This is a genomic window from Stenotrophomonas sp. HMWF003 (assembly GCF_003061285.1).
GTDB classification, from domain to species: Bacteria; Pseudomonadota; Gammaproteobacteria; order Xanthomonadales; family Xanthomonadaceae; genus Stenotrophomonas; species Stenotrophomonas maltophilia_AP.
Window position 1 is genome coordinate 576 of sequence record NZ_QAIW01000335.1, and the last position, 12,692, is coordinate 13,267.

Consider the following 12,692-nt stretch of genomic DNA (forward strand, 5'->3'; position numbering starts at 1 on the left):
TCCGCCACCGCGAGCGCCTGCTGAAGCTGGTGGCGGTGAGCGGCGCGCACCGCCCGCATCCGTATGCCGCCGCGTGGCGTGCGCTGCAGCGCCGTGCCGTGGCGCTGGGCCAGCTGCAGTGCGCTGAAAGCCACGGGCTGGTACTGGCCCGCCAGTTCGCGATGCTCAGCTACCGCACGCCGGAAGAATTCGGCGAGCGCTTCGACGCGCCGCCGGAAGTGGTCAATGGCCGCGTACGTGTGGCGGCCGAAGACTACCTGGATGCCGCAGGCGCGCAGTACGCCGCGCGCACCCCGGTGGATGCCTACCTGCGCTTGTCCGAATCGATCGACCTGCACCGCGTCGACCCGGCCGCCATCCGGGTGCCGACCGTCGTGGTGGCCGTGGAAGGCGACCGCCTGGTGCCGCTGGCCGACTGCGTCGGTCTGGTCGAAGGGCTGGGTCCGCGCGGCAGCCTGCGCGTGCTGCGCTCGCCCTACGGGCACGACGCCTTCCTCAAAGAAACCGATCGCATCGACGCGATCCTCGCCAACGCCATCCGTTCCCTGGGAGAAACCGCATGAGCCTGTTCACCGGTACCGAGCCGTCCTGTAGCCGTGTCACCGCCGCCGTGCGCGCCGGCATCGACCGCGATACCGCCCACGGCGCGGTGACCCCGCCGATCGTGCTGTCCTCCAATTTCAGCTTCGATGGCTTCGGCAACAAGCGCCAGTACGACTACACCCGCAGCGGCAACCCGACCCGCGACCTGCTGGGCGAAGCACTGGCCGAGCTGGAAGGCGGCGCGGGCGGGGTGATCACCTCCACCGGCATGGGCGCGATCAACCTGGTGCTCAACGCGCTGTTGCAGCCCGGTGACACGCTGGTGGTGCCGCACGATGCCTACGGCGGCAGCTGGCGCCTGTTCAACGCATTGGCGAAGAAGGGCCACTTCGGCCTGATCACCGCCGACCTCACCGACCCGCGCTCGCTGGCCGACGCGCTGGCGCAGTCGCCCACGCTGGTGCTGGTGGAAACCCCGTCCAACCCGCTGCTGCGCATCACCGACCTGCGCTTCGTCATCGATGCCGCGCACAAGGCCGGGGCCAAGGTAGTGGTGGACAACACCTTCCTGTCGCCGGCGCTGCAGCGGCCGATCGCCTTCGGTGCGGACCTGGTGCTGCACTCCACCACCAAGTACATCAACGGCCACAGCGACGTGGTCGGCGGCGCGGTGATCGCCCGTGACCCGGCGGTGCACGAACAGCTGGTGTGGTGGGCCAACGCGCTGGGCCTGACCGGCTCCCCGTTCGACGCGTTCCTGACCCTGCGCGGCCTGCGCACCCTGGGCGCTCGCCTGCGCGCGCACCAGGAAAACACCACCGAGGTGGTCAACCTGCTGGCCGCCAGCGATGCGGTGGCCAAGGTCTACTACCCGGGCCTGGCCGACCACCCCGGCCATGCCATTGCCGCCCGCCAGCAGGACGGCTTCGGCGCGATGCTGTCCTTCGAACTGGCTTCCTGCCCGGGCGATGATCCGCACGCGGCGGTGCGCGCGTTCGTCGATGGCCTGCGCTGTTTCACGCTGGCCGAATCGCTGGGCGGGGTTGAAAGCCTGGTGGCGCACCCGGCCACCATGACCCACGCGGCGATGACGCCCGAAGCGCGCGCGCATGCCGGCATCAGCGAGGGTCTGCTGCGCCTGTCGGTGGGCATCGAGTCGCCGGAAGACCTGGTGGCCGACCTGCAGGCCGGGCTGGAGCGCGCGCAGGCGGTGCTGGACCTGCAGGCCACGGCCGTGGTGCGCAAACAGGTGGACGCATGAGCGCCGTATTGAGCCTTGCCGCCGCCCCTGCACGCCGCCTGGCGCTGCTCGGCACCGGCACCGTGGGCACCGCGTTCGTGCAGCGCTATCAGTCGCTTCAGGCGCGCGGCGTGGCGTTGCCGGCGTTCTCGTGGCTGGCCAATTCGCGCACGGCCCGTGCCTGCGCGCACGCACCGGACCACGAACTGCAGCAGGCCAACCTGGCGGCGCGCGGCGTGCCGGCGCTGCAACCGTGGGCGGAAGCCGAAGGGCTGCAGCGGGGCGACGTGGTGGTGGATGCCACGGCCAGCGACGACGTGGCCAATTGGCACGAGCATTGGCTGGCGCGCGGCGTGCACGTGGTTACGGCCAACAAGCTCGGCCAGGGCGCGCAGTTGGCGCGGGCGCAGGCGATCACCGACGGGCGGCTGGGCAGTGGTGCGCAGTACGGCGACAGCGCCACCGTCGGTGCGGGGCTGCCGTTGCTCAGCAGCCTGCGCGCGCTGGTGGCTGGCGGCGACCGCATCCACCGCGTGGAAGGCGTGCTCTCCGGTTCGTTGGCCTGGCTGTTCCACCACTACGACGGCCAGCGCGCCTTTTCAGCGTGGGTGCGCGAGGCGGCCAGCGCCGGGTACACCGAGCCGGACCCGCGCGTGGACCTGTCCGGTGAGGACGTGCGCCGCAAGCTGCTGATCCTGGCACGTGCCAGCGGCATCGCACTGCGCGGCGAGCAGGTGGCGGTGACCTCGCTGGTGCCGGCTGCACTGGCCGCGTTGCCCACCGACGCCGCGCTGGCGCAGTTGTCGTTGCTGGACGCGCCGCTGCTGGCGGTCTGGCGGCAGGCGCAGGAACAGGGCGGCTGCCTGCGGTTCGTCGGCGGCTTCGACCATGACGGTGCAACGGTGGGCCTGCGCATCCTGCCGCTGGACCATCCGCTGGCCGGTGGCGGGCAGACCGACAACCGCGTGGCCATCCACAGCGATCGGTATCCCAACCAGCCGCTGCTGATCCAGGGGCCGGGCGCAGGGGCCGACGTCACCGCGGCGGCGTTGCTGGACGACGTGCTGGCGATCGTGCGTCACCGGTAGAGCCGACCGTTGGTCGGCTGATTTTTGAGGTCATGCATCGCGCGAATGGCAGCCGACCAACGGTCGGCTCTACCGGTGCGGGTGCCCGGTGCCCGGTGGATCAGGGCGTGGTGGACAGGGCCTTCAGCAACGCGGCGTTGAACCGCGCGGGCGCCTGGACCTGCGGCGAATGGCCCAGGTCGTCGAAGGTCACCAGCGTGGCACCGGGGATGGCGGCGGCAGCGGCCTTGCCCAGTGCCGGGTAGTCGCCCAGCGTGGCCTTGAGCGCGGGCGGCGCCAGGTCGCGGCCGATCGCGGTGCGATCCTTCTGCCCGATGAAAAGCGTGGTCGGTACGCGGATGTTCGGCAGTTCATGGACCACCGGCTGGTTGAACACCATGTCCGAGGTCAGGGCCTGGCTCCAGGCCACCGCCTGTTTGCCGGGGCCGTCGTACATGCGCGACTGCATGCGCGCCCACTGCTCATACGCCGGCGTCCAGTCGCCGTTGTAGTACACGTCCAGCTGGTACTTCTTGATGCTGTCGAAGGTGGTCTTCAGTTCGCCGGCATACCATGCGTCCACGCTGCGCCACGGCACACCCTGGGCCTTCCAGTCTTCCAGTCCGATCGGGTTGACCAGCGCCAGCCGACGCAGCTGCTGCGGGTACATCAGCGCATAGCGCGCGGCCAGCATGCCGCCCATCGAATGGCCGACCAGGTCGACCTGGGTCGCATCCAGGCCCAGGTGGGCGAGCAGCGCATGCGTGTTGGCGGCCAGCTGGCCGAACGAGTACTGATAGCGCTCGGGCTTGCTGGATTTGCAGAACCCGATCTGGTCCGGTGCGATCACCCGGTAGCCGGCCGCGCTGAGTGCGCTGATGGTGTCTTTCCAGGTGGCCGCGCAGAAGTTCTTGCCGTGCAGAAGCACCACCGTGCCTGTAACGGCGGTGCCGGCCGGAGGGACGTCCAGGTAGGCCATCTGCAGCGGCTGCCGCTGCGACTCAAGGTCGAAGGTCTTGACCGGCCACGGGTAGTCGAAGCCTTCCAGGCGGGGCCCGTAGGTGTCGGCGGCAAGGGTGGTCAAGGGCAGGCAGGCAAGCAGGGCGGCGGCCAGGATGCGCATGGCGGTCTCCGGAACGGGGGAGACCTGACTGTACCGGAGCAGCCGTGCAGGTGTGCCGATGATGCGACCGGGGCAGCCGACCAACGGTCGGCTCTACCGGCGGGTCAGTCGATCAGCACTCGATGACGTTGACCGCGAGCCCGCCGCGGCTGGTTTCCTTGTACTTGTCCTGCATGTCGCGGCCGGTGTCGCGCATGGTCTTGATCACCTTGTCCAGCGAGACCTTGTGCTTGCCGTCGCCGCGCATGGCCATGCGGCTGGCGTTGATCGCCTTCACCGCGCCCATCGCGTTGCGCTCGATGCAGGGAATCTGCACCAGCCCGCCGATCGGGTCGCAGGTCAGGCCGAGGTTGTGCTCCATGCCGATTTCGGCCGCGTTCTCGATCTGGCTGGGGTTGCCGCCGAGCGCGGCGACCAGGCCGCCGGCCGCCATCGAGCAGGCCACGCCCACTTCGCCCTGGCAGCCCACTTCGGCGCCCGAGATCGAGGCGTTTTCCTTGTACAGGATGCCGATGGCCGCCGAGGTCAGCAGGAAGTCGAAGATACGTTGTTCATTGGCGCCGGGGCAGAAACGGTCGAAGTAATGCAGCACCGCCGGCAGTACGCCGGCCGCACCGTTGGTCGGCGCGGTGACCACGCGGCCACCGGCGGCGTTTTCTTCATTGACCGCCAGGGCGTACAGGTTCACCCAGTCGAGCGTGGTCAGCGGGTCGCGCATGCCCGCTTCGGGCTTGGACGACAGTTCGCGGTACAGCGCCGGGGCGCGACGGGACACATGCAGGCCGCCGGGCAACGTGCCTTCCTGGCGGATGCCACGGGCCACGCAGGCCTGCATCGCGCCCCAGATCTCACGCAGCTGCTCGCGGATCTCGTCCTCGCTGCGCCAGCACTTCTCGTTCTCGAACATCATCTGGGCGATGCTCAACCCGCTGCGCGCGGTCTGCGCCAGCAGCTCGTCGCCGCTCTTGAACGGGTAGGGCAGCGGGGTTTCATCGGGCACGATGCGGTCGTCGGCGGCATCGTCCTGGTTGACCACGAAGCCGCCGCCGACCGAGTAGTAATCGCGCGTGGCGATGACCTGTTCGTCGGCGTCATAAGCGGTGAACCGCATGCCGTTGGTGTGGTACGGCAGCTTCTGGCGCTTGTTCAGGCCCAGGTCGCGCTTCTCGTCGAAGGCGATCTCGTGGGTGCCCATCAGGCGGATCCGCTTGCTGCCGCGGATGCGCTCGAGGGTCTCGGGAATGATGTCCGGGTCGATCAGGTTCGGGCGCTGCCCTTCCAGCCCGAGCAGCACCGCCTTGTCGGTGCCGTGGCCGCGCCCGGTCAGGGCCAGCGAGCCGTATACGTCGGCGCGGATGCGCACCACGTCCTGCAGGCGGCCCGGGTCCAGCAACCAGCGGTGCACGAAGCGTTCGGCGGCCTTCATCGGTCCCACGGTGTGCGAGGAGCTCGGGCCAATGCCGATCTTGAAAACGTCGAACGTGCTGACAGCCATGATTGCCAAACTGCGGGTATCGGATGGAGCACTATTCTATGCTGTCGCAGGCGCCAGCCTTGAGTGCGGCGCAACATTTCCCAAGGCGGGTGGGCCGGTGTTTACCTTGTTCCAGCGTGATGACTGCCATCTGTGCGACCAGGCCCTGGCGGTCCTGGCCCAGGCCCGGGTGCCCGGCCTGGAGAGCGTGTTCGTTGATGACGATGCCGCCCTGGAGGCCCGCTACGGCCTGCGCGTGCCGGTGCTGCGCGATGCGCAGGGGCGGGAACTGGACTGGCCGTTCGATGTGGCGGCGGTAGACGCCTGGCGCCGGTAGAGCCGACCGTTGGTCGGCTGCGCGGGGGGCATCATCGTTGCTGCAGCCGACCAACGGTCGGCTCTGCCGGAGGGCATCATCGTTACAGGGGCCGACCAACGGTCGGCTCTACCTGTAGCCGGCGCGGCTTATTTTGCTTTCAGTACGACCTTGGTGCTGATCGCCGTTTCGTTCGGAATGGTCTTGGTGTCGGCCCAGTCGCCGCCGCCCACGCCGAAGTCCAGGCGCTTGACCGTCGCCTTGCCGCTCAGCACCGGCTGCGCGCCCGGGGTCCAGGTGAAGGTGAGGGTGACCGGCTTGCTCACGCCGCGCAGTTCCAGGGTGCCGTCGGCGGCGTACTGGTTGTTGCCCAGCGCCCGGAACGTGGTGGCGCTGTACTTGGCCTGGGCGAACTTGCCGACGTTGAAGAAATCCGCGCCCTGCAGGGTCGAGTCGCGGTCGCTGTTGCCGCTCTTGGCACCGGCCAGCGGGATGGTCACTTCCAGCTTCGATCCTTCCAGCTTGGCCGGGTCGAAGCTTAGCTTGGTGTCGAAGCCCGGGAAGGTGCCGGTGAACACTTCGCCATCGTACTTGGTGGCAAACACCAGTACCGAACCGGGGGCCTGCACGTAATCGGCGGCCAGCACCGGGGCGGTGGCCATCAGGCCGGCCAGGGCGGCGGCCACGGCGGCGGGAGAGGTGAGCTTGATGGTCATGGTCAGTCCTTCTGGGGGGAGGCAAGCCAGCGCTGCGGCAGCATGCGCGCAAGGGTGGCATCGCGTTGGTAAAAATGGTGGTAAAGCGCGGCACCGGCGTGGGCCAGCACGACCGCGATGAGCAGCCAGAAGCCCCATTCGTGGATGGCGTGGGAGAGCTGGGTGGTGCGTTCATCCGGGCCGCTGAGCTTGGGTACGTCGACCAGCCCGAACCAGCGGAACGGGCGCAGCCCGCTGGCCGAGTCGTACAGCCAGCCCGACAGCGGGAGGGCGAACATCAGCACGTACAGCAGCCAATGCGTGGCCGAGGCGATGCGTTCCTGCCAGGTGGGCGTGCCGGGCACCGGGGCGGGGGCGCCGGCGTACAGGCGCCAGCCCAGCCGGGCCACCACCAGCGCCAGTACGGTAATCCCCACCGACTTGTGCAGGGTATAGATCCAGAAGTACTTGGGCGTCTTCGGGAACTCGCCCATGGTCAGGCCCAGGATGCCCATGGCCAGGATCAGCAGGGCGATCACCCAATGCAGGGTCTGGCTGACGCCGCCCCAGCGGGTCGCGGTGTTCTTGGCAGTCATGGCGTGGTCTCCTCGACCGGCTGTGGGGATGGAACCTGGGAGTCGTCGCGCGGCGGCGGAGTTCCCGTGGGGTCGATCGGCGGCGTGTCGGCCGGATCGGCGGCATTTCTGTCGCGAACGGCCTCTGCTTCGATCCGCAGCGCCACCGCGTCGCCGATCATCGACGGCCAGCCAGACACCCCGAACGCACTGCGGCTGAGCGTGGCGGTGGCGGAGAACCCGGCGGTGCGGCGGAACGGGGGCAGCGGGTGACGCTTGAGTGCATTGAGGGTGACCGCCAGGGTGACCTCGGCGGTGACGCCATGCAGGGTCAGCTGGCCGGTGACGTTGGCGTGGGTGTCATCAATGGGCTCGACCCGGGTCGAGACGAACCGCGCCTGCGGGAAGCGTTCGGCATCCAGCAGGTTGCGCGCCAGCGTGGCCGTGTTCCATTTTTCATCGCCCAGGTCCAGCCGCTGGAGCGGCACGCTCACGCTGAGCGTGGCGGTCCGCCAGTCCTGCGGATCGAACACCAGCACCCCTTCGCTGCCGGACACCGTGCCCAGCGCGTGCGAGAAGCCGGCATGCTCCACCGCAAACAGCACGCGGGTGTGGACCGGATCCAGCCGGTAGGTATCGGGCGCGGCCTGCGCTGCCCACGGGGCGGTGCACAGCAGCAGGGCGAGGGTCAGGCGCAGGATCATGGCCGGGCTCCGGGAAGGTCAGGGCCGATCATACGCACAGCACCGTCACCGGCAGCAGTGTCATGGCTGCAACAGATCGTGGTGCAACTTTCCGTCGGCGGCGGCCCAGAGGCTGCGTCGGCCCGCGCGCGGCCGCAGGGGCTGTGGGACAATCAGCGGCTACAGGGAGATCTGGATGGCGATGGGAACGCGTGGCTGCTGCGCGGGCATCGTGCTGCTGGTCCTGGCATTGTGCCTGGTGCCGGTGGCGGCATGGGCCGCAGGAACAACGGCTGGAACATCGGCAGAAACGCCGCGCATGCGCCGCCTCGGTGCTGCCGACGGCATGCCGTCGCGCATGGTGCTGGCACTCGCACAGGATCGCCAGGGCTACATCTGGGCGGCCACCGACGACGGCCTGGCGCGCGTGGATGGCGTGGGCCTGCGCGTGTGGCGGCATGACCCGGCCGACCCCGGCTCGATTCCCGGCAACGAAGTGGAAACCCTGCTGGTGGACCCGATGGACCGGGTCTGGGTGGGGGTGAACGGCGTCGGCCTCAGCATGCTGGCCCCCGGGCGCGCGGCCTTCCAGCATTTCACCGACCTCAATGCCCGCTGCGATGGCCAGTTCTGGTCGCTGGCCTATGCGGCCAAGTCGCTGTGGATCGGCACCAACCGGCACGGCATCTGCCGGCGAGGGGAAGACGGCAGCCTGGTGCAGTACCACGCCGATCCGAACGACCCCGACAGCCTGCCCGATGACACCATCTACACCCTGCTGGCGGACCCGAACGGGCATGTGTGGATCGGCACCGGCAGCGGCGTGGCGCGCTGGGACGGGCAGCGCTTCCATCGCATCGCACCGGCGCTGCTTGGCGGCAAGAGCGTGTTCCGGCTGACCCGCGAACCCGATGGCACCGTGTGGGCCGGTACCGAAGGCGGTTTGTTCCGCATCGGCGCCGATGGCAACGTGCGCAAGGCACCGTGGACGCTCAGTGCCGACGTACGTGCGGCCACCGTCATCCACGATCGCAACGGCGGCTACTGGCTGGGCACGGCCGATGGCCTGTACCGTGGCGACGAAGCCGCGGTGCACCTGCTGGCCGGTGATGCCGGCAGCGGCTTCCTGACCGCGCGCAGCGGTGTGCTGGACATGTTGCAGGACCACGAAGGGGGGCTGTGGGTCGCCATGCTGACCCAGGGGCTGGCCTATCTGCCGCCGGGGTGGAAGCGCTTTTCCACCTGGTACCAGCTCGACGGCAAGCCGCTGGACAGCGTGTACCTGCTGAGTGCCGCCGCGGCCGGCAACGATTTCTACATCGGCGGTGCGCACGGGATCTACCGGCTGGACACGCAGGGCACGCTACGCCAGATCGCCGATGACAGGCAGCTGGGCGTGGGCGCCATCTGGTCGGTGCTGCCGCGTGCCGACGGCGCGCTGTGGATCGGCCGGGGCGGGCGACTGGGCCTCTACCAGCCGCGCACCGGCCAGCTGCGCGAGTGGAAGATCGGCGGCGGGTCGGACGTGCGCCAGCGCATCGACCTGATCCGTCAGGCTCCCAATGGTGAGTTGTGGATGTCGGTCATGAGCCTTGGCATCCAGCGGCGCGATGCGCAGGGCAACCTGCTGGACACCATCCGCATCGAGGAAGGCCGCGGGCTGACCGAGAACCCGGTCGAGCAGATGCTGTTCGACCCGCGCGGACAACTCTGGATCATGGGCGGCATGGGCCTGCTGCGCTGGACCGAGGACCGCTTCGAGCAGGTCCCGGGCATTTCCCGCGGCAGCATCTACGACCTCACCTGGACCAGCCCGAACGAGCTCTGGCTGGCACGCAACGGCGCGCTGGAGCGGTACAGCTGGGACGGCCTGAGCATGACCCTGCGCGAGCGGGTAGGCGCTGCGCAGGGCCTGCCGGCGGTATCGATGGGCGGGGTGGTCACCGGTCGTCAGGGCCAGGTCTGGGCCACCACGCCGCGCGGGCTGGTGCGCTGGGATGGCGCGCAGCGCCGGTTGCGCGTCTATGGTGAGCGCGACGGGCTGCCCGACGTGGAATTCAGTGGCCGGCCGCCGGTGCGTGCGGCCAACGGGCGCATGCTGGCGGTGACCGCCACCGGGCTGGTCGGTTTCGACCCGGATGCCGCCGATGTGCCGCTGCCGCCCTCGCAGCTGGTGATCGACAACGTGCAGGTTCGCCGCGACGACGCCGAAGGCCAGCAGTCGCTACCCCCGGATGCACCAATCGTGCTGGGCCCGCAGGACCGCGACCTGATCATCACCGCACGGCTGCTGTCTTACGCCAATCCGCAGGGCAACCGCTATCGCTATCGCGTGTCCGGCTACGACCAGAACTGGGTGATGCAGGCCGCCGATGGCGAACGCCTGCTGTCGCGCCTGCCCTCGGGCCACTATGCCATCGACGTGCAGGCGGCCACGCCGCAGGGGCAGTGGACGCCCTCGCGCACGCTCAGCGTGGAAGTGCTGCCGCCGTGGTGGCGCAGCAGCTGGGCGATCCTGGCGTACCTGCTGCTGTGGCTGCTGCTGGTGGCCGTGGTGGTGTACGTGGCACGCGTGCGCCTGCGCCGTCGCCAGCAATGGCAGCTGACCGTGCACAAGCAGCAGATCGCAGAGCAGGCATCGCAGGCCAAGAGCCAGTTCCTGGCCACCCTGGGCCACGAGGTGCGCACGCCGATGACCGGTGTGCTGGGCATGAGCGAACTGCTGCTGGCCACGCCGCTGGATGAACTGCAGCGCGGCTATGCCGCGTCCATCCAGCATGCCGGCACCCACCTGCTGCGGCTGGTCAACGACGCGCTGGACCTGGCCCGGATCGAAGCCGGGCGGCTGGAACTGGACATCCGCCCGTTCGACCTGATGTCGATGCTGGCCCAGGTACAGGCGCTGATGGAGCCGATGGCGCACCACCGTGGCCTGGCGTTCGAGCGCAGCTTCAATCTGCCCGGTCCGATCCTGGTCAGCGGCGACGAAATGCGCGTGCGGCAGATCCTGATGAACCTGCTGGGCAATGCGATCAAGTTCACCGAGCGCGGGCACGTAAGCCTGGGCGCGGAACTGATCGATGGCGGCATGGGCATCATTTTCGAGGTGGCCGACACCGGGCCGGGCATCAACACCGACCAGCAGCAGCGCCTGTTCCATCGCTTCGAACAGGCCGACGGCCCGCGGACGGCATCGCGCTATGGCGGAAGCGGGCTGGGTCTGGCGATCTGCCAGGAACTGGCGGTGGCGATGGGCGGGCGTATCGACATCGACAGCCGGCTGGGCCACGGCGCGCGTTTCAGCGTGCAGTTGCCGCTGCCGTGGACCCAGCAGCAGGGCACTGTCGCCAGCCACGCGTCCGATGCCGCGCGCATCCAATTGCCGCCCCTGCGCTTGCTGCTGGTGGAAGACGACCCGACCGTGGCCGATGTGATCGCCGGCCTGCTGCAGGCGCGTGGCCACGAGGTGGTGCACGTGCTGCATGGGTTGGCCGCGTTGTCGGAAGTGGCTGCCGGCCGCTTCGATGTCGGCCTGCTCGATCTGGACCTGCCGGCCTTGGATGGCATCGCCATCGCCGGCCAGTTGCGCGCGATGGGCTATGAGTTGCCGCTGATCGCCGTGACGGCACGGTCGGACGCCTACGCCGAACAGCAGGTGCTGCAGGGCGGTTTCGACGGCTTCCTGCGCAAGCCGGTGACCGGTGATCTGCTCATCGATGCCATCGCCCAGGCACGGGCACTGCGCCAGCGCGAGAGCTGAATGCCGGTCGTGATTGAGTGCATCAGTTGATGGGCGGCGTTCGATCAAATCTGGAATTGTCCAGACTGTGATCTCGCACCGGGATCAGGGCTGTGATCCTGATGTCGCCGCTTTATTGTTCCCGCGATGACTTGGTTCCCGTTCAATCACAGGTGCGTTTAGGCAGGACAGGGCGGCGGATTGGCGGCCGCGGGCTGGCGGCACTGTTGCTGGGGTGCTGGCCATGGGCCCTGCTGGCGTCGGTGCTTGATCTGCCCTGGCCACGGCAACTGGGGGTCATCGATGGCCTGCCCACCACGGGCATCCATGCCATGGCCGAAGATGCCACCGGCTATCTGTGGATGGCCAGCAGTGAAGGCCTGCTGCGTTTTGATGGACGGCGGTCGCGGGTGTTTGGGGACGAACACGGGTTGCACGACACCACCCTGCACGCGTTGCATGTCGACCCCGCAGGCAGGGTATGGGTGGGCACGGCCTCGCAGGGGCTGCTGATGCTGGGTGTTGAACGTCGCCGCTTCGAGCGCGCCGGTGCACAGGTTCCGTGGGCCGTGCGCAGCGGCACCATCCATGCCATTGCCGGCGGTGGTGGCAGCCCGCTTTGGGTCATCGGATCGGACCATCGTCTGTACATGCTGCCGGCACTGGATGCGCACTGGCAGGTGGTGGATGCCGGCGCGGCCTCCGTCACTGCCCTGGCCATCGACCACGCCGGGCGCCTGTGGGTGGGAACGTCGCAGGGGGTGCGTCGCTTTGCCGACGGCCGTCTGCAGCGTGCCGGCACCGCCCGGGGCGCTGACGGCCCAATACAGGCGCTGTGGTCCGATCCCCAGGGCGGCATCCATGCCAGCAATGGGGTACGCACATGGGGTGAAGTCATGGGCAGGCGGTCCGGCAGCGTGTCGGCGTCCGGGCGACCGCTGCTGCGCAGCGCCGATGGTGCGTTGTGGACGCAGCGCGGCACGGGCCTGTACCTGACGCGCGGAACGCACCGCCAGCGCGTGCCCCTCAGGCCGTTGCAGGGACCCTCAACGCGCGCGGTGGAGATGTACGCGGCGGTGCAGGACCGGCATGGCGACATCTGGTTCCTGAGCAGGGCGCACGGCGTGTGGCGGCTGCCCGCGCGGTGGCGTGACTTCACCGCATTGCCGATGGCGGGCGACGGGCTGCCGGGCATTCGCACGCATGACGTGCTGGCCCTGGCCGCGGCGGCCGATGG

Annotated in this window: 11 protein-coding genes; 6 read left to right on the plus strand and 5 right to left on the minus strand. The window is 69.1% G+C overall.

Annotated features, from left to right (window positions below; all coding sequences use genetic code 11):
* From DBR34_RS23115 to DBR34_RS13455, 3 genes are all read left to right on the plus strand, one after another.
* The coding region (locus DBR34_RS23115; RefSeq protein ID WP_258223918.1) for a homoserine O-succinyltransferase at positions 1–563 on the plus strand (563 nt) is incomplete at its 5' end.
* Positions 560–1,804 (plus strand): O-succinylhomoserine (thiol)-lyase, encoded by a 1,245-nt coding sequence (locus DBR34_RS13450; RefSeq protein WP_128097164.1) that lies wholly within the window; start codon positions 560–562, stop codon positions 1,802–1,804. The genes DBR34_RS23115 and DBR34_RS13450, both read left to right, overlap by 4 nt.
* On the plus strand, positions 1,801–2,871 hold the full coding sequence (locus DBR34_RS13455) for a homoserine dehydrogenase (protein ID WP_128097165.1): 1,071 nt from the start codon (positions 1,801–1,803) through the stop codon (positions 2,869–2,871). The genes DBR34_RS13450 and DBR34_RS13455 overlap by 4 nt, the downstream gene beginning before the upstream one ends.
* A 100-nt stretch (positions 2,872–2,971) precedes the next feature.
* Here DBR34_RS13455 and DBR34_RS13460 read toward each other — a convergent pair whose 3' ends face one another.
* Both DBR34_RS13460 and DBR34_RS13465 read right to left on the minus strand, forming a co-directional pair.
* Complete coding sequence (locus DBR34_RS13460; protein ID WP_128097166.1) at positions 2,972–3,973, minus strand: alpha/beta hydrolase; 1,002 nt, start codon at positions 3,971–3,973, stop codon at positions 2,972–2,974.
* Between the two features lie 112 nt (positions 3,974–4,085).
* Complete coding sequence (locus DBR34_RS13465) at positions 4,086–5,468, minus strand: L-serine ammonia-lyase (protein ID WP_128097167.1); 1,383 nt, start codon at positions 5,466–5,468, stop codon at positions 4,086–4,088.
* A 97-nt stretch (positions 5,469–5,565) separates the two neighbouring features.
* Here DBR34_RS13465 and DBR34_RS13470 point away from each other — a divergent pair, with 97 nt between their 5' ends.
* On the plus strand, positions 5,566–5,784 hold the full coding sequence (locus DBR34_RS13470) for a glutaredoxin family protein (protein WP_236546087.1): 219 nt from the start codon (positions 5,566–5,568) through the stop codon (positions 5,782–5,784).
* 128 nt (positions 5,785–5,912) lie between these two features.
* Here the strand turns inward: DBR34_RS13470 and DBR34_RS13475 are convergent, their stop codons facing one another.
* Genes DBR34_RS13475 through DBR34_RS13485 form a run of 3 tightly spaced genes read right to left on the minus strand, consistent with a single transcriptional unit; the run spans position 5,913 to position 7,737 of the window.
* Positions 5,913–6,479, minus strand: a complete 567-nt coding sequence (locus DBR34_RS13475; RefSeq protein WP_128097169.1) for a YceI family protein — start codon at positions 6,477–6,479, stop codon at positions 5,913–5,915.
* Positions 6,480–6,481: 2 nt separating this feature from the next.
* Positions 6,482–7,054 carry a cytochrome b gene (locus tag DBR34_RS13480; protein WP_128097170.1) on the minus strand — a complete coding sequence of 191 codons (573 nt, stop codon included), beginning with the start codon at positions 7,052–7,054 and terminating at the stop codon, positions 6,482–6,484.
* On the minus strand, positions 7,051–7,737 hold the full coding sequence (locus tag DBR34_RS13485; RefSeq protein ID WP_128097171.1) for a YceI family protein: 687 nt from the start codon (positions 7,735–7,737) through the stop codon (positions 7,051–7,053). The genes DBR34_RS13480 and DBR34_RS13485 overlap by 4 nt, the downstream gene beginning before the upstream one ends.
* A gap of 298 nt (positions 7,738–8,035) precedes the next feature.
* On the opposite strand from DBR34_RS13485, the gene DBR34_RS13490 reads away from it, so the two are divergent.
* Positions 8,036–11,476, plus strand: coding sequence for an ATP-binding protein (locus DBR34_RS13490; RefSeq protein WP_258223919.1), 3,441 nt, complete (start codon positions 8,036–8,038; stop codon positions 11,474–11,476).
* Positions 11,477–11,718: 242 nt separating this feature from the next.
* On the plus strand, positions 11,719–12,692 hold a 974-nt coding region (locus tag DBR34_RS13495), incomplete at its 3' end, for a two-component regulator propeller domain-containing protein (protein WP_308812542.1).

What these genes read in the sequence shown, in the direction of transcription:
- DBR34_RS13450 (WP_128097164.1), top strand. Translation starts at nt 560, where the DNA reads ATGAGCCTGTTCACCGGTACCGAGCCGTCCTGTAGCCGTGTCACCGCC.
- DBR34_RS13455 (WP_128097165.1), top strand. Translation starts at nt 1,801, where the DNA reads ATGAGCGCCGTATTGAGCCTTGCCGCCGCCCCTGCACGCCGCCTGGCG.
- DBR34_RS13460 (WP_128097166.1), bottom strand. Translation starts at nt 3,973, where the DNA reads ATGCGCATCCTGGCCGCCGCCCTGCTTGCCTGCCTGCCCTTGACCACC.
- DBR34_RS13465 (WP_128097167.1), bottom strand. Translation starts at nt 5,468, where the DNA reads ATGGCTGTCAGCACGTTCGACGTTTTCAAGATCGGCATTGGCCCGAGC.
- DBR34_RS13475 (WP_128097169.1), bottom strand. Translation starts at nt 6,479, where the DNA reads ATGACCATCAAGCTCACCTCTCCCGCCGCCGTGGCCGCCGCCCTGGCC.
- DBR34_RS13480 (WP_128097170.1), bottom strand. Translation starts at nt 7,054, where the DNA reads ATGACTGCCAAGAACACCGCGACCCGCTGGGGCGGCGTCAGCCAGACC.
- DBR34_RS13485 (WP_128097171.1), bottom strand. Translation starts at nt 7,737, where the DNA reads ATGATCCTGCGCCTGACCCTCGCCCTGCTGCTGTGCACCGCCCCGTGG.
- DBR34_RS13490 (WP_258223919.1), top strand. Translation starts at nt 8,036, where the DNA reads ATGCGCCGCCTCGGTGCTGCCGACGGCATGCCGTCGCGCATGGTGCTG.